At 56.5% G+C, this 21,798-nt stretch carries 13 protein-coding genes and 1 pseudogene; 3 read left to right on the forward strand and 11 right to left on the reverse strand.

The genetic code is table 11. The features are described from left to right. Window positions 1-2 precede the first annotated feature (2 nt). From AC3IUE_RS30675 to AC3IUE_RS30695, 5 genes are all read right to left on the reverse strand, one after another. Window positions 3-1,028 carry a putative 2-aminoethylphosphonate ABC transporter substrate-binding protein gene (locus AC3IUE_RS30675; RefSeq protein WP_489264558.1) on the reverse strand — a complete coding sequence of 342 codons (1,026 nt, stop codon included), beginning with the start codon at window positions 1,026-1,028 and terminating at the stop codon, window positions 3-5. Between the two features lie 36 nt (window positions 1,029-1,064). Continuing rightward, window positions 1,065-2,789: a putative 2-aminoethylphosphonate ABC transporter permease subunit gene (locus AC3IUE_RS30680; RefSeq protein ID WP_056738884.1), complete on the reverse strand. Its 1,725-nt coding sequence runs from the start codon at window positions 2,787-2,789 to the stop codon at window positions 1,065-1,067. Next, on the reverse strand, window positions 2,789-3,865 hold the full coding sequence (locus AC3IUE_RS30685; protein ID WP_095127046.1) for a putative 2-aminoethylphosphonate ABC transporter ATP-binding protein: 1,077 nt from the start codon (window positions 3,863-3,865) through the stop codon (window positions 2,789-2,791). The genes AC3IUE_RS30680 and AC3IUE_RS30685 overlap by 1 nt, the downstream gene beginning before the upstream one ends. Before the next feature lie 222 nt (window positions 3,866-4,087). Continuing rightward, entirely contained in the window at window positions 4,088-4,951 is an 864-nt protein-coding gene (locus AC3IUE_RS30690) for a LysR family transcriptional regulator (RefSeq protein WP_056738879.1), read from the reverse strand. 16 nt (window positions 4,952-4,967) lie between these two features. Beyond that, on the reverse strand, window positions 4,968-7,259 hold the full coding sequence (locus AC3IUE_RS30695; RefSeq protein ID WP_489264559.1) for a heavy metal translocating P-type ATPase: 2,292 nt from the start codon (window positions 7,257-7,259) through the stop codon (window positions 4,968-4,970). 85 nt (window positions 7,260-7,344) lie between these two features. On the opposite strand from AC3IUE_RS30695, the gene cadR reads away from it, so the two are divergent. Beyond that, on the forward strand, window positions 7,345-7,794 hold the full coding sequence (gene cadR / locus AC3IUE_RS30700) for a Cd(II)/Pb(II)-responsive transcriptional regulator (protein WP_056738877.1): 450 nt from the start codon (window positions 7,345-7,347) through the stop codon (window positions 7,792-7,794). Window positions 7,795-7,918: 124 nt separating this feature from the next. Here cadR and AC3IUE_RS30705 read toward each other — a convergent pair. Beyond that, window positions 7,919-8,236 (reverse strand): annotated as a pseudogene (locus AC3IUE_RS30705) (thymidylate synthase); the annotation flags it as partial. 300 nt (window positions 8,237-8,536) lie between these two features. On the opposite strand from AC3IUE_RS30705, the gene AC3IUE_RS30710 reads away from it, so the two are divergent. Both AC3IUE_RS30710 and AC3IUE_RS30715 read left to right on the forward strand, forming a co-directional pair. Next, window positions 8,537-9,595: a hypothetical protein gene (locus tag AC3IUE_RS30710; RefSeq protein WP_489264560.1), complete on the forward strand. Its 1,059-nt coding sequence runs from the start codon at window positions 8,537-8,539 to the stop codon at window positions 9,593-9,595. 252 nt (window positions 9,596-9,847) lie between these two features. Continuing rightward, window positions 9,848-10,915: a beta family protein gene (locus AC3IUE_RS30715; protein ID WP_140894909.1), complete on the forward strand. Its 1,068-nt coding sequence runs from the start codon at window positions 9,848-9,850 to the stop codon at window positions 10,913-10,915. Here AC3IUE_RS30715 and AC3IUE_RS30720 read toward each other — a convergent pair. From AC3IUE_RS30720 to AC3IUE_RS30740, 5 genes are all read right to left on the reverse strand, one after another. After that, window positions 10,907-11,482, reverse strand: a complete 576-nt coding sequence (locus tag AC3IUE_RS30720) for a sce7726 family protein (protein ID WP_170206233.1) — start codon at window positions 11,480-11,482, stop codon at window positions 10,907-10,909. The two genes, AC3IUE_RS30715 and AC3IUE_RS30720, sit on opposite strands and share 9 nt — an antisense overlap. Window positions 11,483-13,174: 1,692 nt before the next feature. Beyond that, window positions 13,175-16,402 carry a hypothetical protein gene (locus AC3IUE_RS30725; protein WP_489264561.1) on the reverse strand — a complete coding sequence of 1,076 codons (3,228 nt, stop codon included), beginning with the start codon at window positions 16,400-16,402 and terminating at the stop codon, window positions 13,175-13,177. 187 nt (window positions 16,403-16,589) lie between these two features. After that, window positions 16,590-17,303, reverse strand: a complete 714-nt coding sequence (locus tag AC3IUE_RS30730; RefSeq protein WP_489264562.1) for a hypothetical protein — start codon at window positions 17,301-17,303, stop codon at window positions 16,590-16,592. Between the two features lie 114 nt (window positions 17,304-17,417). Further along, window positions 17,418-20,723, reverse strand: coding sequence for a UvrD-helicase domain-containing protein (locus tag AC3IUE_RS30735; RefSeq protein WP_489264563.1), 3,306 nt, complete (start codon window positions 20,721-20,723; stop codon window positions 17,418-17,420). Window positions 20,724-20,725: 2 nt separating this feature from the next. Beyond that, entirely contained in the window at window positions 20,726-21,691 is a 966-nt protein-coding gene (locus tag AC3IUE_RS30740; protein ID WP_140894903.1) for a hypothetical protein, read from the reverse strand. Window positions 21,692-21,798 lie beyond the last annotated feature (107 nt).

A 21,798-nucleotide genomic window follows, 5' to 3' on the forward strand; every position in this document is an offset into this window, starting at 1 on the left:
TCTTACTTGGCAGCCACTTTCTCGGACTTGCCGTCATAGCGCTTGCGCCATTCGGTGAGGATTTCGTCGCGATTCTTCGACGCCCAGGCGAAGTCGTTCTTGATCAAACGCTGCTCGTAATCCGCCGGCAGTTCGGTCTGCGGCTTGGCAATACCCGGTTGTGCGAGCACGGCGAAGTTCTCTTTATAAAGCTCCATCGCCGCTGGACTGGCCGAGAAGTCAGCCAGCTTCTTCGCCGCCTCTTCGTGCGGTGTGCCCTTGATCACAGCCGTCGCTTCGATCTCCCAGCCCAGGCCTTCTTTCGGCAGGATGATGTCCAGCGGCGCGCCTTGGCGCTTCAGCTGAACGGCCGGGTATTCAAAGGAAATGCCGATCGGGAACTCACCCGAAGCCGCCAGTTTGCAAGGCTTGGAACCGGAGTGAACGTACTGGCCGATGTTCTGGTGCAGGTCGTCCATGTACTGCCAGCCCTGCTTCTCGCCGAAGGTTTGCAGCCAGGCGCTGACGTCGAGGAAACCGGTGCCGGACGAGGCCGGGTTGGGCATGACGATCTTGCCTTTGTACTCAGGCTTGGTCAGGTCCTGCCAGCTCACGGGTTTGCTCAAACCCTGCTTTTCGGCTTCGACGGTGTTGAAGCAAATGGTCGCGGCCCAGACGTCCATGCCGACCCAGGCTGGCGGGTTGGCAGCGTCGCGGTAGTTGCCGCCGATTTTGCCCAAGTCCTTCGGCGCGTAGCTTTGCAGCATGCCTTGCTGATCGAGGATCGCCAGGCTTGAAGCCGCCAGGCCCCACACCGCGTCAGCCTGCGGACGAGCTTTTTCGGCCAGCAGTTTGGCGGTGATGATGCCGGTGGAGTCGCGCACCCACTTGATCTCGACGTCCGGATTGGTCTTTTCGAAGGCTTCTTTGTAGGTCTTCAGTTGTTCGGCTTCGAGGGCGGTGTACACCGTCAACTCGGTTTTCGCCGCGAAGGCGTTCAGGCTGAAAGCGGTGAGGACAGCAGCGGCCAGGGCCATAGGCTTGAACATGATCTTTTCCTGTTTGAGTTGAGGGGTTGAAGCGAATCAATGGCCCGGCGCGGTCTGCCGCCAGGCCTGGGAGCGGCGCAACAAACCGCGCGAAGCCCAGGCCAGCAGCAGGGACACGCCCGCCGAGGTGAACAGAATCAGGGTCGACATCGCCGCCGCGCCGCCGACGTTGCCGGCGTCGTCCATGTTCAGCACCGCCACCGCCGCGAGGATGGTGTCGGGGCTGTAGAGGAAGATCGCCGCCGAAACGGTGGTCATGGCCGAGACGAACAGGTATCGCACGATGTCCAGCAGCGCCGGCAGGCAGATCGGCACGGTGACGCGCAGGTAATGCCGATACAGCGGTGCCTTGAGCGACAGCGCAGCGGCTTCGAACTCGGCGTCGAGTTGGCGCAGCGCCGTGGTCGCGGTCATTTGCGCGGTGGTCAAATAGTGAGCAATGGTGCAGACCACCAGCAGGGTCATGGTCCCGTAGAGCACATGCAGCGGGTTGCCGGTGAGGTTGAAGAAGAAGACGTAACCCAGGCCCAGCACCAGACCCGGCACCGCCATCGGTACGAAACTGAGCATGCGCAGTATCAGATTCAGCCCGCGCTGGCCCTTGGTTTTTTCCATCAGGTACGCGCCGGTAAAGATCAACACACTGCCGATCAGCGCCGTGCACAACGCCATCTTCACGCTGTTGCCATAGGCCAGCCAGCCACCGCCCGCCGTGTCGTTGAACTGGTAATGGTTGAGCGAGAGCGACAGGTTGTACGGCCAGAATTTCACCAGCGACGAATACACCGCCATGCCGAACACCAGCAGCAACACCGCGCAGATCAGCAATACGATGGCCAGGTAGCAACCGTCCCGCAGTTTCGACGGCGCCGGTTGAAAAACCTGTGCCCGGCCGCTCATGGAGTCGCCGTGACGGCGACGCAGCCAGGCGTCGACACCGAAGCTGAACAGCGCTGGCAGCAGCAGGACCATGCCGATCAACGCGCCGCGACCGAATTGTTGCTGGCCGACCACGGCTTTGTAGGCTTCCAGCGCCAGCACCTGATAATCGCCACCGACCACCACGGGCACGCCGAAGTCGGTGATGGTCAAGGTAAACACCAGACAGAACGCCGCGAACACAGCCTGACGCGTTGCCGGCCAAGTGATGCTGCGAAAGGCCTTTGCCGGACTGGCACCCATGCTGGAGGCGGCATCGAACAGTCGCGCATCCGCCAGGGACAACGCCGACAGCAAAATCATCAAGGCGTGTGGGAAGGTGTAGATGACCTCGCCCAGAACAATCCCCCAGAAGCCGTAGATATTGTCCGAAAGCAAACCGCGCAACATGCCCTGGTTGCCGAACAGATAAACCAGCGCAATGCCCGGCAACATCGACGGCGCCATCAGCGGCAACAGCGACATGCCGCGCCAGATGCCTTTGCCTGGAATCAATGTGCGTTGCAGCGCGTAGGCAAACAGGTAGGCCAGCGGTACGACAATCGCCGCCACGCTGAGGGAAACTTTCAGGCTATTGCCCAGCAGCCAATGAAAATTCGCACTGGTCACCAATTCACGGGCGGCCACCAGACCGCCGCCCTGCCCGGCTTCCGAACTGAAGCCGCGCCAGAAGATCGCCAGCAACGGCATCAGCACCGCAACGCCGAGCAACGCCAGTAACAGGACCTTGCCGCCGACCACGAACACCCGGTCGCCGATCTCGGCACGGGAGGTCTGCCGAACCTGCTTGTGCGGTATCGGCAGCGCGAGGTTCGCGCTCATCAGGCAAACACCTGCAGGCTGCGTGGCGGCAAGGCGACCATGATCTGCTGGGCGCCGAGGCGTGGCATGGCTTCCGGCGCGAGCTCGGCCAGCAATGCGTGGCCTGGCAGTTGATCGAGTTCGAAGCTCATGCGGCAGCGGTTGCCGAGGAAGGTGATCTCGCGAACCTTGGCCGGGAACAGGTTTTCTTCATGCACGGGCGGGTTGACGTTGATCGCTTCCGGGCGGCAGAACAAACGTCCGGACGCGGTTTTGGCGCTGCCGTCGGCCAGGCGCATGTTCATACCGCCGACCTGAGCATGGCTGTCGCTGCTGCGCTGGAATGGCAGCCAGTTGCCCTGGCCGACGAACTCCGCCACAAACGGCGTCGCCGGGCGATCGTAGATTTCCTGTGGCGTGGCGTATTGCTCGACCTTGCCGTTGTTCATCACGGCGATGCGGTCGGCCATCAGCATGGCTTCGTCCTGATTGTGGGTGACCATCAGGGTGGTGATGCCGAGGTTGCGCTGCAGTTGGCGCAATTCGGTGCACAGATGCTCGCGAACCCGGGCGTCGAGCGCCGACATCGGTTCGTCCAGCAGCAGCAACGAAGGCGCCGGCGCCAGGGCCCGAGCCAGTGCGACGCGCTGCTGTTGGCCGCCGGACAATTGGCCGGGGTACTTTTTCTCACTGCCGATCAGGCCGACCAGTTCCAGCATCTGACCGACGCGCTTGCGCACTTCATCGCGACCACTGCCGGCGAGGCCGTAGGCGATGTTCGCTTCGACGGTGAGATTGGGGAATAGCGCGTAGGACTGAAACAGAATGCCGTAGTCCCGAGCCTGGGGCGCCAGGTGGGAAACGTCGCGATCGCCGAGGTACAACTCGCCGCTGTCCTGTTTCTCAAGACCGGCGATGCAGCGCAGCAAAGTGGTTTTGCCACAGCCCGACGGACCGAGCAGACACACCAGTTCACCGGCCGCCACGTCGAGGGAAACGTTATCCAGCGCGGTGAAGGCGCCGAAGCGTTTCTGCACGCCGCGCACTTTCATCGGGGCGCCGGGATTGGTCAGGGCAGTTGCGATCGAGTGGTTCATGGACAGGCCTCATCAAGCAGATGAAGGCCATCCTAGATTTGTAATGCGTCCGTCATGTGGCAGTGAGGCAAAAACGGCTGATAGTGGTATTCAGGGATTTGGGGTTGAGTGATGTGTTGGCTGGTCTGGCCCCTTCGCGAGCAGGCTCGCTCCCACAGGGGAATGCGGTCACCTGTGGGAGCGAGCCTGCTCGCGATGAGGCCCTAATAGGCGACGAAGATCTTAAGCGGGGGCCATTTCCTGCGCCAGGCCGAGAAACGCCGCCGGCAGTCGCGCGCCTTTTCGCTCTTTGAGGCAGTACAAATACTCGGGAATCTGCGGCGCATTCTCGATGGTCAACACGCGCAGTTGCGGATCATGCGGCACTTCCTGCCGGGCAATGATGCTGATGCCAATGTTGCGCAACACGGCCTCACGGATCGACTCACGGCTGCCAATCTCCAGCAGCGGACCGAAACTCACCCCAGCGCTGGCCAGCAACTCCTCGGTCAGACGTCGAGTGGTCGAACCCGACTCGCGCATCAATAAGGTATGCCCGGCCAATGCACTCAGAGGAACATGATCGTGAACCGCCAGCGGATGATTGCGATGCACCGCCAGCACCAGCGGATCGCTGCCGAGTACCCGGCGAATCAGCCGCGCATCCTCCAGTAACTGCGAAGACGCAGCAACATCCACCCGGTAATCCTCCAGCGCTTCAAGCACCTGCTGGGAATTACCGATTTCCACCGACACTTCCACCTGCGGCAAGCGCTCGCGAAAGGTCTTCACCAGGTCGAGGATGTAATACGGCGCGGTAGCGGCGATGCGCAACGTGCCTTGGACCTGGCCGCTGTTACGCAGGAAAAACTCGATGTCGGCTTCCTGTTGCAACAGCGCCTTGACCATCGGCAGCAGCCGCGCACCTTCATCGCTGACGCTGAGGCGGCGGCCGCCACGGTAGAACAGCTCGACCGAGTACTGACTTTCCAGATTGCGAATCTGCGTCGTCACCGTGGGTTGGCTCAGGCCGAGTTTTTTCGCCGCCAGGGTAATGCTGCCCAGGCGGGCAACCATGTAAAACGCCTTCAGCTCGGCACTCAGCACACCCTTTCCTCATCGTTTATTTGCGCAACAAGCGCAAACCGTTAAACACCACCAACAGGCTCACGCCCATGTCGGCGAACACCGCCATCCACATAGTGGCGATCCCGGCGAAGGTTACCCCAAGAAAGATCGCTTTGATGACCAATGCCAGGGCAATGTTCTGTTTGAGGATGCTTGAGGTTTGCCGTGACAGCCGGATGAAGGTCGGAATCTTGCGCAGATCATCGTCCATCAGGGCGACATCGGCGGTCTCGATGGCGGTGTCGGTGCCCGCCGCCGCCATGGCAAAACCGATCTCGGCTCGCGCCAGCGCCGGTGCGTCGTTGATGCCGTCGCCGACCATGCCGACGTTATGGCCCTGTGCATAAAGGGCTTCGATGGCTTGCAGCTTGTCGGTCGGCAGCAGATCGCCCTTGGCCTCGTCGATGCCGACTTGCGCGGCAATCGCCTGAGCGGTGTGGACGTTGTCGCCGGTGAGCATCAGGGTTTTAATGCCCAGGTCGTGCAGTTGCTGGATCGCCTCGCGGCTGGACTCTTTTACGGTGTCGGCCACGGCGAACAGCGCCAAGGGGCCGGATTTGTCGAGCAGCAGCACCACGGACTTGCCCTGCTTCTCCAGCGCGAACAGCTTTTCCTCCAGTGCAGGCGAGCATAGGTTCAGTTCTTCCACTAAACGGTGATTGCCCAAGTGGTAAACCTGACCATTGATTTCTCCGCGCACACCGCGACCGGCCAGCGCCTCAAAGTTATCCACAGTCAGCGGCGCGAGTTGTTTATCCACAGCCGCGTTGGCGATGGCCAAGGACACCGGGTGATCGGAGCGACCGGCCAGCGCCGCTGCAATCGCCGGAGCTGATGCGTCAGCGGTTGGATCAAGCGACAGGTAATCGGTCTGCACCGGTTTGCCGTGCGTGATCGTGCCGGTCTTGTCCAAGGCCAGGTAATCGAGTTTGTAACCGCCCTCCAGATAGACGCCGCCCTTCACCAGAATGCCTTTGCGCGCCGCTGCCGCGAGGCCGCTGACGATGGTCACTGGCGTAGAAATCACCAGCGCACATGGGCAGGCAACCACCAACAACACCAGCGCCCGGTAGATCCAGTCGAACCATACGGCGCCCATGAACAGTGGCGGAATCACCGCCACCGCGAGCGCCAGGATAAACACCGCTGGCGTATAAATTTTCGAGAAGCTGTCGACGAAACGTTGGGTCGGTGCCCGCGCGCCCTGGGCCTGTTCAACGGCGTGGATGATTCGCGCCAGGGTCGAGTTGTTGGCCGCTGCGGTTACTGAGTACTCCAGGGAACCGGCCTGGTTGATGGTGCCGGCGAAGACTTTATCGCCGATGGTCTTCTCCACCGGCAGGCTTTCACCGGTGATCGGCGCCTGATCGATGGTCGAACTGCCCGAAACTACTTCACCGTCCAGACCAATCCGCTCGCCAGGACGCACCCGCACTCGCGCGCCCAGCTCGATGGCTTTGACGTCTTGCTCGACCCAACTGCCGTCGGCCTGCTGCACCGTGGCCTGTTCCGGCGTCATCTGCATCAAACCGCCGATGGCGTTGCGCGCCCGGTCCAGCGACTTGGCCTCGATCAACTCGGCCACGGTGAACAGGAACATCACCATCGCCGCTTCCGGCCATTGACCGATCAGGATCGCGCCAGTCACCGCGATGCTCATCAGCGCGTTGATGTTCAGGTTGAGGTTTTTAAGTGCGATCCAGCCCTTCTTATAGGTGCCGAGGCCACCGCTGAGGATCGAGATCAACGCAATGACTGCCACGACCCAGTTCGGCGCAGCGTTGGTGAAGTGGATCACTTCGGCGGCGAGTGCGCCAACACCCGACAGCGCCAAGGGCCACCAGGGCTTTTTCTCGGGCGCCGGCGCTGGCGGTTCAACGCCCTGCTCTATCGGCTCGGCCTGCATGCCGAGGGACTTGATGGCGTCGATGATCGGCGTAGTGCTCGGCAGGTCGTGAGTCACGCCCAACACGCGGTTGATCAGGTTGAATTCCAGTTGCTGCACACCCGCGAGCTTGCCGAGTTTGTTCTCGATCAGCGTCTGCTCGGTCGGGCAATCCATGGCGTCGATGCGGAAGCTGCTCAGGCGCGCGCCAGCCGTTGGGGTTTCGCTCAACTTGATCAGCGACGGTGCCGCCACTTTGGACGAACAGCAGGAATCCCCGTGGCCGCCATGGTCATGCTTCTGTGCAGGCTGCAGCTTGTGGCTGTGATCGTGATCGTGATCGTGATCGTGATCGTGATCGTGATCAGCCTCGGGTTTGTGCGTGTGAAGGGAATCGCTCATTGGGTCGCGTCCGGAAAGGTGCCTGTTGCCAAGTAAAGACCCTGTAGCCACTATAGGGTCAAGCACCTATTTGGAGATTGCCGTCATGAAGATCGGAGAACTGGCCAAACTCACCGACTGCGCCGTGGAAACCATTCGCTACTACGAGCGCGAGAACCTGCTGCCGGAGCCGGCCCGCAGCGACGGCAACTACCGTGTCTACACCCAGGCCCATGCCGAGCGCCTGACTTTCATCCGCAACTGCCGCACCCTCGACATGACCCTGGAAGAAATCCGCAGCCTGCTGGCCCTGCGCGACAGCCCGCAAGATCAGTGTGAAAGCGTGAATGCGTTGATCGACGAACACATTCATCACGTCAAAGCGCGGATTGATGGGTTGATGGCGTTGCAGACACAACTGCTCGACCTGCGCCAACGTTGCAGCGAAGGGCCGGATATTGATCAGTGCGGGATTTTGCAGCGGCTGGAAGTGAGCGGCGGGGTTGTGGCGACGGAGGTTGAGCATTCTCATGTGGGCCGCAGTCACGGCCATTAAGAACACCAAATAACCCTGTGGGAGCGGGCTTGCTCGCGAATGCGGTGTGTCAGACAACATCTCTGTCGACTGACACTCCCTCTTCGCGAGCAAGCCCGCTCCCACATTTGGTCGGTGTTAAGGCTTAAACCGCCATCGGCGCGGTCATTGGGGCGTGGTGTTCGTAGCCTTCCAGCGAGAAATCGCTCGGCTCGATCAACTCCAGCCATTCCGGCTGATACACACCGGTCTTGGCAAATTCCGGCACACGATCACTAATCACCAGTTTCGGCATCGGGAACGGCTCGCGCTTGAGCTGTTCATTCAGCATGTCCAAGTGGTTTTCGTAGACGTGGGCATCACCGATGAAATAGGTGAACCAGCGCGGCGTGTAGCCGGTCAGGCGACCGATCAGGCTCAGCAGCGCGGCGCCTTCGGTGAGGTTGAACGGCGTGCCCAGGCCCCTCTCGCCCCCATCTTACTGCACATTACGTTGACTTGTAATGCCTTCAAAGCAACTTGGTATATGTGCATTATAGCTTTTGCACATAACATACTCAAGCCATAATACTGGATGAACCACCAGTTTTTTTAAGTCTCGCCCAAAGCTCATCTTCTTCTGAAGAGGCCAAATACGGGCCTCATAGCCAAAAAATTGATTCATCCTGGCAATGTGCTATCCATGAGGTCGGGGGAATCTATCTCCCCAGGATCAGCTCCAGCGCTTCCGCAGGCGCTAAGACGCAAACAGCAGGGAGAATCGATGCGCCTAGATCAGATGCCATACCACTCAATGCCCACCTTGGCCGTCCTTCCATTCCGGCAGTTCCGCATCGGATGGACGTGGCAGCTGCGGGCACTCAAGCTCTTCCCCGACTCCCAGCTGTCCTGGAAGCGTTACTTCTACGATAACGGCAGCGGACATGCGAGGGCAGCTGTTTTCACCTCCTACGAGGAGGCCATGGAAGCTGCAGACGAGTTCAACAGCCGCACTAGTGATCTGGTAGTTCAGGCGGTATCGGATCCTGTGCTTCAGAGCTCGACCACCCTGAAAGTCGAGAAAGCACTGACGGCGGCGCGCCGTATCCAGGGAGAAGAGGAGCTCATGGAGCGCGAGGCGATCAAGCGGAATGCCCATCTGCCCCGGCTCTCGGTGCAAGAGCTGAAACTGCACAATACGATGGAGAGCTTGCGCCAACCTCTTTACGAGGAGCTCGAACGAGCCCCCTATGTGGATGTGGTGGCCCTGCCGAGATTCAACATGTGCCTTCGCCGTGTCGATGACCGGACATGGAAACACATCGGAGCCCTGACGCCCAAACGCTCGCAGATCTGTCTGCGCGAAGTGACAGCCAAAGGGTTTGGTCTTTCGGGAGCTGAACACTGGGGAAGAACTAAAGCGCAGATACGCGCACTCTTGCTACCCCGAGCCAATCAGCTGCTGCAACTAGCGAGCGTCAAGCAAATGCTCGCTGAGGCAAGGATGCGCGGCCAGAGGGTACTGGTCTGCGCTGGCTTTGTGTTCTGGTATGAGGACGACGGGGTGCCACGGTGGGTGGTGAAAAACACGGGTGGCGAGTCCAGCAGTGAAGAAGGAAACACCTTATGGCACGAGGGAACGATCCTATCCAAGAACCATGGCCGGATCGTCGTGCTTCCCTATATCAAGGAGAACGGGGAAAAGGTTCAAGGGCACACGAAGAATGCACCGCACGACGGAAAGGCGCTGCCTCGGCATCCTGACCAGTACGTCACCCTCCCTTTTGAGATCCTGGATGGTGACCTCATGATCGGACTGTTTGGTGAACTCCACTATGAGTAACGCACCGACTAATCGGACATAGGCGCACCCCATATCCAAAAAACAACGTATTACGGCTTTTATTGAGTAGCCAAGTGCTATCGTACCAATCTTCACCTGCCGTCTCGCTGGGAGCATGACGTCGGCCAATGGTAGTGCAGCACGCACCGATATGTTCTGCATGTCGACGCTTGCTGATGGCCGGGGCACTTTACTCATGATGCATTCAGCACCACGGCGAAGCCGTTCTTTACAGCATGCAAGGAGTGCAAGATGCAATACGTGGCTTGTTTACGAGTTGGTCAGAATGACGTTAAGGCGCTGATAAATCTGGAAGACCACAGGCGGGACGTCGTAGCTCCGCTGTTGGACATGCGAGGCGACGAAGACAGACACCTACAAACATTCCTGGCGAATTGGACTGAGCATCCTTTTTTCCTGGACGTTTCAAGAGTAGCGAAGGACGTTGCTGAGGCCTTCATTACTACGAATGACCTGCATAATTCTCATGGTGCGTTTGAGAACAAACGTCGATTCTTCTCAGATGTGGCAGGCATCAACCAGAACGTTATACCAGTGGTTTCCTGGGTTGATGATGACCCCCAACGAGCAGTCATCCAAAGTGCACTCGCTCTTCAACGCGATTTCCCACATATAGCTATCAGGGTTACCTGTCCGGAAAACCCGACTGCGACTTCGTGGAACAGATTACTATCAATCCTGGATGCTCTTGAAAGCCCAGACACCGCGACGGTGATTTTGGATTTCGGCGCCACAGCCCCGGCCAACACTGCCTCAGGTTCGGATTTCAATCTATCGCTGCGTCAACTGAATACCTATCAGATACGGAATCTGGTGCTGATGAGCACCTCCTTCCCTATCGATAAGCCGGCCTCAAACACTTCACGTTCCTCCGCCTGTTACGACGTTGCGTGGCAAGCAAGGGTCGATACCAGCGGCATAGCGTCGGATATTGTCTATGGGGATTACGCCGCCACCAATCCAACCGCCTCGATGGAATACATACGAGGCATGCCTGTGCTTCCTTTCGCCTGCTATTACACACCAACAGAATGGTGGCAACGACGCAAAGGTTCGGACAAGGAATTTGTGCGGTACATTGAAATCGCCCAAGAAATCAGAGGGCTGCCGGGTTACCACGGTGATGATTTTTGCTGGGCTACTCGTGAGTACAGCAGAATTGTCGCCACATCTACCGGCTACGGGAACAACGGTACGTGGAATGGATACAGGGTCAATCAGCATATCTGCGCCATGATCGAGTCCATCGTAGCTACGGATAACAGTTTCGATGATCTCGATGCCGACGACTTACTCTAGCGAGCGATAGCGTTGTTTCAAGCTTGCTAGGACATGTGATCTGATCAAGCTCATGGGGAGGGCGTCGCATAGCTGGCGACGCACTTCTTTTATGAGGTCACGACTTTTCGTTGGCACGCCATTCTGGTTCGCGAGTACGTCCAACTCGCTACGCCACAAGAATCCCGTAAGGTGAAATTTATCCTGGAGCTTGTTGGGCTTCGCCTTTCGAATCATCGCCATGCCCGAATAGTCATCGACGACGAGCACGCCAACATGCGGAAGACATGACTCAAGAGCCTTCACCAAGTGCTTTGAATGACAGCATAGCCAGACTTCGTCAAAGCACGCCATATAGGCCTGCTGCTGGCCTTCCCAGCGTGCCAAGGTGTCAGCATGAGATTTGATTTCGAAAGCGGTTAGCTTTCCATTGGCATGAACGAGGTCGGCGCGTCTGGCCTTATCGATGAAGCACAGTTCCTCGATGAAGACGTCACTCTCTTCATGGCACATCGCTTTCGCGACCCACTGCTTGAGGATTGGGCGGATTTCGGTTGGATTCAACATGCGCGGATTATAGACAGACAATTGAGGCTTCTCACGCTAAAAAGCGCCCAGTCGTCGATCACCGCAGGGCCCGCACCAGCGTGATATCTGTCCGGCACGGGGTGAAGACGATGACGAAAAGTCAAGCCTGGGCTAGGTCATTCCTGGCTTGACCAGCTTACCCCTGGCCGACCTCAGCCCCTAACGGTGGTCGATTCGTAAGGCAGGCGACGCCCGCGCGCACGTGGTGAGCGGACGACCGTGTACCACACCAATCGAGACGATGATGGTCTCGTGCAAGAGCTCGACGTTTCTCCAGGTTGGTCAAAACCGCACTACTAGCTTTCGCCAGATTGCCTGACTCTTCGATAGAAGCCTGCGTCGAAACGTTCCAGAGCTCTCACCAGGCTCATCACACCCATCGTCGTAATCATGGATGTCGAACTCTTCATCCTCATACACCTCTCCAAGCAGACCGCTTTTCTGCAGCCCAGCCTCGTAACTCCTCAGCTTCAGCTCTTGATTAACGCTACGAATTGCCAGGACTGTAGCCTCGATATGCAAAACACCCTTTACATCTTTCCTTAGACTGTTCACGCGTAGGAGACAGCCCAACGCGCGCACGCGACGAAGCCATTCGTAACGTGCTGAGCCAGATGTTCCTTCGTTTCTGTCGAAGACGAATGTGACCTCAACTTTGTTAGCGTGCCGTCGCCCCCTGACCAAATCTTGCCCTGAACCGTCAGGATCCAAATTGGTGAAACTGTACAATCCCTGTACGAATACTAGGTCACCCTCAATGATCAGACGATCAAGTGTCCCTCGATCTAAATCATCTGAGATGTTCCTGACACAGGCATGCCCCATAGCGGTCTCAAGCATGCTGCTCATGTATCGCCTCAAAGCATGCGAGAGCGCATGACCAACGTACAGAGGGCCTTTCCTGGGGCGAAGGTGGCCTTGTGCGTCACACGCGCCATTTAGTAGGGCGTCCTGGAATCCCTCAAGCTCGGAGACGTTCACCCCAACCTGTTCCGCGATTTCAAAAACCCTGAGGTGGTTAAAATACCACCACTGGCAACTGATCAGCTGAGTGGCCTGGAATATGGCAAGAGGGTCTAATCGACTGACCTCCTGCTCCCAGGTGGCCTTTGCAGCCTTAAGCCGGTCAGGCGTAAGCGTAAGCTCCAATGCGTGCGTTGAATGGGCCTCACCGTGATGGATTGAGCACAGGACGGCTAGGTTGGTTTGAGAGTGGTCGCGACTTTCCGCCCATGGTTTGATGTGATGAACGATGATGGGACGGCTAGCATCTCGACAAACACAGCAAAGCCAGCGATTGTCATAAAGCGTCCGGATAAGGTGCTCAGGAGGGATCGGCGGCCTTCCACTCCCGAGGATTACGGGCACGGCGACTTCGCCAATGCCAAGATCCAACAGTTTCTCCGGGGCTTGCGATTGAAGCTTCGCAAGCGTCCACTTCTCCTTCCTGAGCTTCTCGGCCAATGCACTGTCTACACCTCTCGCAATCAAGGCGAGCTCTACTCGATTTCGGGTCACATACTCACTTCCGTTATTAGAATGCTGGAGAATTTATCGATGAAAATTTGCGCCACTGCTGGAGGTTATGTCGCTGCCATCACCATCGTTGCGTAAGGAATCTCGGCTGGAAGGCACTACCCCCCCGGACAGTCGAGATGACACTCCTGGCGCACCCTCGTAGGTGTTTAACCTTTACTTAGTTTTAAATGAACGAATCTTCGCCAGCGCACGGCTGATTGGCGGATTTTCCATGCCTTGCGGAATAAAGATGTCGTCGTCAGGCTTTATAGCGGAGATATCCTGATCGTTCTCATCAATTTCCCAAGCATATTTTACCTCTACACCGCAGGTTTCCAAGTGGATAACAAGATCTCCTTGGACATTCATTGTAGCGATGTCACTCTTTTTAAGATCCTTGTAATTTTTTAAGAATTGCTCAAGATTCTCAGAAGACTCTGGAGTCATGGTATTGAATCTAGAAAGTATCGTCTGCATTCTCGCCGACCCAGAATCGCTCATATCAAGACGACTCGTGACCACAACACGATAGTGCGCAGGGTTCTTTTTACTAATCCCCCTGATTAATATAATACGCAATTTATTGGCAGGGTCTTTTTTTCCAATAGTGCTCGCGATATTTGAAAAAATTTTATTACCAACTGCAGGATTTTTAAACACAAACATCAGTCCAGTCACGCGTTCGCCGTCTCCTATGAAACCTATGCCATTCCATCCAGCGCTGTCCCAAAGGCCACCTTGAATGAGGGAGTCGACTTTTATTTCCCTGTGTTTTAAATTAGAAATTTTTAAGGGGTGCTTGGGTCGTTGTTCAGAAGCCTCTGCGCTGGAGAGCCAATCCTTAGGTTCAACCATATAATGATCAAACCAAGCCACCTTACGAGTCGGCTCATAAAGTTCAAAGGGCGGTTTTTGGTGCGACATTACTCCTGGAAAAATGTCATGACCTATCATGAAACCTTCTAACCCAAGATTGCAGTTGAACATTACTGAACGCTCTAACGCTTTATCTTCCCGTAGCATCGCCTCAAGCTTTGACCAGCTGACCTGGGGACAAATAACAGTTACAAAATGGAGGCAAAACTCAGTGTAAAATTGTTGAACTATGCTTAGCTGCTTTTCGTCCAGCGTGGAGGCATTGAAAAGTGAGCACTGGATGTGGGCTGTAGTTACTTGCGTACTCACATCAAACGTATGATGTAACACCAAGTCATCATCGTCTTCCAAGGAAATATCAATATTTACGCTGGGCAACGTGGCCACTAAACCATCTGCCATCATCGGAGCACAGAAGCTCTCCAGCACAGCCAGCAACTGCTGCGCTAGCTGTATGCAAGGGGATTTAACAGGAAAGGTTACCGACACCTTGCAACCCAAGATGTCCGAATTTATGGTAGTCCAACGCTCCGAATACAAATCCAGTGCCGCAATTGGAGCGCCAAGGTCAAGGGATCGCCACCTATTAATAAACTCTAAATCAATAGGCTCGCCTTCAGGGCCCACTTTATCCTCGTGCCCCAAGCAAATTAAAAGCGCGTCCGCACTGAACGTCAGATCCAGCTGATTAAGTTTGTCCGGCAACCACGCTAACTTTTCAATATCCGAAAACTTAGCATTTAAAAAAAGTTTTCCGATCAAGCATTCGTAACTAATTTGCTGGTCATCAGACCAAATTTCGTCAGCTAGCGTGGGCGCTATGAGCCGGCATAGGTAATACCAATGCAACGACTGACTCAGGCGCCCCAACTGTGCGTCAATCCACATGAGGCGATTGTATATAGCAGCCTGTTTGGCGCTGCTTCGCTGCCCCTTGATAGCGTCGGCACTGACAATATGGGCCGCCATTAATGCTGTGCCTCTTGCAGCCCAGAGCAACCCCTGCTTTTCATAGGCGTCGGAGAGCATGTAGAGGGCACCGAAAACTTCTTTTTTGCTCTCGTTTTTGTACAACCCGTAGAGAGACAAGCCCAAGCACTTGATCGCTCGGTAATAATCCTTCTTGTCGAGACTTAACGCACCGCGCCTGAGAAACTTATCAGCTACCAGTCGATCACCTTCTCGCGCACTGGCATCGTCAATAAGCTTATCGATCAGTAGCTCATAGTCCTCAAATTCGCCAAAGGCTACATCCAGCGACTCCAGTAGGTTGATGAGCCTAGCCATTGGATAGCCGATAAGCTTCTGTGCGCTTTCAGCAATCGGGACTAGGGACTGGAAAGTAGCGGTGATTTGATCCTCACTGTCAGCCATTAATAAGTCCAACAGTGCCAAGGACGTCCGAGCTTGGAGCGCTGCGCTGATCATGCTGTCGTCGCAGGCTATCGCGTCCAACTTTATGCGAATTATGGTTTCAAGGGCAGGTACATCGAGGGTGCAAGTGCCGTGTCTGTGAGTCGTAACCACCAGATTAAACAACGTTACAATTTTCTCCCAGACCTCGACATTGTCCGTATCTTGAGCAACTCCAAACGTCTTCTCAAAGTTTTCCTCGAAGAGCTCGGCATTTTCCAGCCACCAGTACGCGGCCCATGTCAGCTGGTAAAGGGCGTCGAAATGCTGTCTCTGGGTACCAAACTTTTTCGCTGTCCGCACAGCGATATTGAACTGGTGCTCCACAGCAAAGGCATCACGTTCCAGCTCTTTGTAAATTATGGCCAGCTTGGTGTAGAGGTCGACCTGGGAGAGCGTCAGACGGCCCGGATCTTCAATCTGTTCGATCTGGCGTTCAATCTCTGTGAGCTGAATTTGCTTGTCAGCGTCGAACGGGCCGATCTGAATCTTGCTTTCAATACTGCCTGTAAGACATAGGTGATCGATGGCAAGGTGCTGATTCTTAGGCTGCAGTGTTTTATCAAGCAACCAGGTTCTATCGTAGATGGTCACTTTGACGCCATGCTTCGTCGAAAGATCGTCCTGAAGCTGCGCTCTCAAGCTGTTCTTGATGAAGCGGCTGGAGACACAGAAGATCCGGACGTACCCACGCCCGGTCGACATGATGCTCTCGACATCCTTCGTGCATTTCGTCTTCCAGTCTTTTTGGGTGCTGACCCCAAACGCCCATCGCTCGGACTCGGGGGCCTCATTTAACCCCCAGAAAAAGGCGATTTGGCTGGCTACAGGATACGTCTCGGTATCGGTTTTACCGTCTCCACCCGCAGTGGGGCCGGTTTGGGCAACCAGGTTGGGACAGACTTCTCGCTCACAAAGCTTCTTTACGAATATCTCGAACTCAAGCTCTTGGCTTCGATTGTTCAGGGTCTCGAAGTGGTACTCCAGCATGGAGCGATCGATAGTCGACTCCTGTAGCTTTACAGAGTCCGAGAACTGCTCCGGACGTCTCGTTCGCAGAAAGTCTTGCGGCTTGGGAGCAGTTATCTTGGTAGCCGATTGTTCCTTGTCCATCATCCACTCCTGAAATGACCACTGGCATCGCCCGGCTACGATCAACGCTCTGGCCCTGGGTCAACACAGGGCTCGGCGTCATCGTGATGGTGTGCGGTACACGATGCTTGGTAACGCCCGCGCATACTGGATGAGCAGACGGTCGTTTACACCAGCCCTAGTTACCGAGGCTGATGCTTGCTCGAATTTATGGCGCTGGCCTCTCGGGCTGCCAAAAATTGCAGCTGAAGTTATTCAAGCCCCCACCGAAGGAACTAGGCCTCACCGCGAACACCTCAGGCACATCATCACCGTCACCGCCATCGCGGAAGAACTCCCTCATAGAGAACAGCGCCTGAGCTTTCAAGCGCTCCCATTCACGGTACAGGCTGTCTTCGAGATCCCTAGCTGCCTGCGCTGCGCTCGGTTTGCGCTTTGGCAACGGCAGGGTGTAGCTGGGCTGAGGGGAGAAATCGTAGACGAAGGTGAGGTACCCGTGCTTCCAGTCCGCAGACGGCGACGCTCGCCAGCGGAACGACACTTGCACCGATAGTCGCTTACTGAGATGGAAAGGCGGCCTGATCTGATCATCAATGAAGAACAGCTCACCCTCTTTACGCTCAGTTTCGAGCCGCCCTTTCATCTGCTGCATAGCGTGAATGAGGTCATTGCCGGCATACAGCGCATCCTGCCGAGTGCGTTCGCGCTTGGCATGGGCCTTGGCCTTGCTGTACTCAGTGATCGCTTGCTGGAACCCATGGAGCTTGTTAGCCACATAGGGCCCACAGTTACTGAGACCGAGGCCATGAATCGGCCCTATGCGCTCTTCATCCAGGCACTTGCGTACTGCTGCCCGAAGCGCCGTTTCGTCCACGTCGCTGATTACAGCTTGCTGATTACTCGGCAGGTTAATGTAGGTCATACCCAAAACTGTCCTTGTGTAATGGCGGCCAAGCTACCTCCTCATCTCAGCGCACAGCTTTCCGCACCGCTGAGAGATAGCCCATGGCGATACAGCGCTGGAGCTTGAGGTCAATCAGGGGATATTGGCACAGATGCTCAGATAGGCGCAGCGCCCACAATGCCGCCCCCTGGAAGCAGATCGATCACCTGCAGCAAAACGTTGAGCCATCTTGTAAACGGACGTGCTTGCGACCTGCTTGGAAGGGCCATCCATCACGTGCTGGTCAGTGATAATGGAATAGATCTTCACACTCGGCCTTCTAGACCCATTGATATCCAGCATCATGGGCCGTAGGTGACTGAGGGTGTACTGGATCCCCGTCTGAGCTCGAATCCAGTGCAGCTGCCCTTTATCGGCGATCATCCAAGGGAGCTCAATGCGCACCCCGTTGACTTCGGAAACCATCCCTTCTTCGACGGCGCCGCCGACGCTGTTAACCACTACCAGCCCGCGCTTGGCGGCGGCAATCGCATCATCCATCAAGCCAGGATCTTCTGTCCTATCTGGTAGACCGTGTAACGCCCATGCGGCTTGAAATGCCGTGTTGGGGTCAGTGCCGTCCCTCGCCACTGCCAACAGCATGTCCATAATCGCCCAGCGAGCACGGATCGAGACATCGATTTCCTGCTCGGCAGTGAGCGCTAGCTCGTAACGATAGTGGTACTGCAGGGGACAGCTCATGTAGGCCTGAAACGCCTCATAGCTCACAGTGGGTACCACGGTACTGCTAGCCAACGGCACCGGTATGATGGGTGCGGGCGGTACCTTCACCCCCGAGCGCTTAACCAGACTCGTGGCAGCAGCGCGATTGAGCGGAACTGGACGTGGCCACCCGCTGATCTCATAGAGATACAGGTAATCACGGGCCCGAGACAGAGCGACGTAGAGCAGGTTATTGCGCTCCACCCGCTCTTCGAACATGAACTCTTTTCCGGTGCTATTCAGCACTTCCGGGGGGATGAGATCCACCCCCCGCACATCGTATGCGAAGGGCCGATTGGCGCCGTATGACGCGTCGTCAACGTCGGTGACGTGAACTGCAGGGTATTCAAGCCCCTTGCTGGAATGCACAGTCATGACGCTCACCGCATCCAGGACTCGCGCTTCAGGCGGTAAGCCACGATCCCCCAGCTTTTCTCCGATCCTGCGGCGTAGCTCCTCACGAAGCAGGAACTGGGAAAGCCGTGCCTGGCGGATATCTCCGTCACCATTGCGTACGGCGTAGACGAATAGCCATGTCGCCAAGCGCTGAGTATGGGCCTGTATGGTCTGATCAGCGGGGTTTGGAAGACCGTAGCGCTGATCGAGCAGTACTTTGGAGACAAAATCCCAGGGCCTTGAATTACGCTTGAGCCCCTTCAACAGCAACGCCAAATTTGACTTGGCTTGCTGGCCAGCAGGCGATAGACCTGGCGTAGGCAGCCACAGCCAACGGCCTCGCTGCATGCTCAATCCCGCGCCTTTGCGGGTCAGGAATATGAGGTGCTCGATGTCTTGGGGTGGCATTCGAAACGCTGGCTCAGAGATCAGCCCGACCAGTGAGCGCGGCTGTCGCATGCACAGCAGTTCCATCAGGCACAGCAGTTTCTTTATCTCGGGGCGCTGGCAGACATCGCCAATGTGCAGCACTGGCACATTCAGGTTTTCAAGCGCTTCAACAATTTGCTCAACGTTTGCCGATTTACGGCTGATCACGACTTGATCCCTGTACGGGACACCCCTCTGCACTAGTCCATCAATGCGCTGAGCGATCGTGACGGCTTGGGAGGGTTTGGAGTCGCATTCATACAGGGTAGGTATAACCCCGATTGAGGGACGATACGCCGTGACTGGCTCCAGAGGCATCCGGTCATTCAGTGCATGATGGATGCCTGCGCAGGAAAATAACTCCAAGATCTCAGGCGTGCTTCGCCGGTTCAGATCGAGAGCGTAACGGCGCACTGTTGCTCCTGGAATGGTGCTCAGAAACGTGGCGTCGAAGTGCATCAAGCTACGGATCGATGCGCCTCGCCAATGGTGAATGGCTTGGCGCACGTCACCAACGACCCAGAATGATTGAGCATTGAGAGCCAATTGGCGAAGGAGGTCGACCATCACCTCGGTGACATCCTGATACTCGTCCACTAGCACGTGCGAGAAATGGTCGATGTACTGAGCAACGGTTGTTCGATCCCGCTTGGCCTGGGATGCAGGGAGGGCAATAAGGTCAACGTAGTCGACCAAATGCTCAGCCCGCATTGCCGTTTCGTAGGCTTCAAACAGAGTGGCAATGTCTTCGCGCTCATTGGCTACATCCGGCTCACAGGGCGGCAGTGCAGCCAAGCGTGCTCGGTAGTCGGCAACGGTGAGGCATTCTTCCTTGAGTCGTTTGATATGGCCCAAGACGCCAGGTAGCCAATCGTAGGGGTTTTGCAGTCTCAGATAGTACTTGAGCCGCACCTTGGGCAGCGTGCTCACCATCAGGCGAACTTGCATCAGCGGATCTGCGAGCCGAACGTCGGACTGCAGGCCGAAAATCTGATGATATTTGCGAAGGAATTCGAGCCCGAATGCATGGAAAGTCCCGGCCCACACGTCGGCGGCCCCGGCGATGCCAGATACCTTCAGGCGCTCCACCAATTCATGAGCTGCCTTGTTCGTGAAAGTAAGCACCAAGATTTGACTAGGAGGAATACCGCGCTCTACCAAGTGTTTTATGCGATGGATCAGTGTTGTCGTTTTACCAGTACCCGGCCCCGCAACAACGTTGACGAAGGTTTCGGACGCGGTAGCGGCATCGTGCTGCCCCTGCGTCATAAGCGGCAGAGGCGGAGGTGGAGCGGGAGGCAATATTGGGAGCAAAATGCCGTCGAACAGCTGAAGACGAACGATCTCCAGCGGTACCTCCAGAGTGACCGCGATGGCCGTAGCACCATTACCATTATGGAACAGGTGGCTTGCGACGCCACGTGGTAGCAGTAGCTCACGGGCAAATACGTTGGCTTGAAGCTCCAAGCGCTCACGAGCACCGTATGCTTCCACCGCCACTGTAGCCTGACTCCCGTAGGAATCCGTCATGCTAGTCAGATGAGCAACAGTCTGTGCAGGGCGATCGCCGTCGAGGTACCAATGGCCCAACTCATGGGCGATGAGATAGGCGGTTTCTCCTGGAGAAACGTCGTTGCGGATGTAGATGGTTTGAATTTCTCGCTTGAGCACCCCGCTGCCGCCACCCAGCTCTGGGTGCCCGAAAGGCAACCGCTCGATTGCGATTTCGAGTGCGTCCTCAACATGAGCCAGTAGCTCAGAGGAGCTGACCCCACCTAGAGAGTCGGCCAATCCGACTAGGGCTTCTCGGGTTTCGAATGCTTGCCGACGTGCCCGGTCGAATGGATTCACACTTAGCCCTCTAGATTCAGGAGACGCTGTTGCTCCTCAGCTGGTAGCTGAAGCTCTTTGACTGCAACACTCCAAGCCTTGCGTTCCGCTTGCACGGTTGGTTTTCCATCAGTCGCTTTAAAAGCTGGAACGCATTGGGTGGCGAACCGACGCTCTAAGGCTACCGACAAAACGTCCAGAGGCATCTTCAAAGCGGCGGCCAGCTTCGCCAGGACTCGCGCAGGTGCCAGTACCGAACCACCAAGGATCATGTTGGTCAAGCCGCGTTGCTCACCTAGATCGATCTGAGGAGCGAGAGCACGAGCTTTGACCCCACTGGTCTGCTCGATCTCCCTGATAGCCTCTACGACAGCCTCATCACTGGTATTCGAACTAGTCGTCGCCTCACGCACAGCGGCAGCGTGAGGGCAATGGATCAACGCGTCGGCGAGAAGGAAGTTGGTAAAGGAAGACAACGAGCGCTCATACTCGCCTGCGCGTAAACGCGCTCTCATCACCAGCCGTCTGTCAGCCCGGATAATCCAACTTTCCGAATCCGCGCCTTCGTAATCATTGGCAGTGCGCTCGTAATCAGTCAGCAACTCCGACGGGTCTACTGTCCTTGATTCCTTGTCGAATCGAGTCAACCCATCCTGCAACAGATCACGCGCAGCGATCGATAGCGATACCCCACGGCGTTTTGCTACTCCCCTTACCAACTGGTGAAGCGAGACCTTAGTAGTTAAACCAATTTGCAAGCGGGCAGCTTGGGTTCGTTCATCGGTGTTTTTGGTACTAGTGGCAGGTTGCATGGTCGTCTCCAAAGTCTGCTTATCAGCAGGCGCTGTGCGTGAGACAGGTGCCATCGCTGACCGTTCGTCAGTGGGAACTTGAGGAATCAGTTCGACGAGTACGGACATCAAGCTAAGCAGCAGATGCGGCTCGTCCTTGCCAGTGACCACCACAGACTGGCCATTAGCCAGAGTCATCTCGCACTCAATGCCCTGAGAGTTCTCCCGCAGGTGCATGAATGGCTTAAGGCAGGCTAGGAAACTAGCGCACCCTTGGAGATAATCGGCAGGCTGAAGCTTAGGCA

The sequence above is a fragment of the Pseudomonas sp. GL_093 genome, assembly GCF_057837605.1.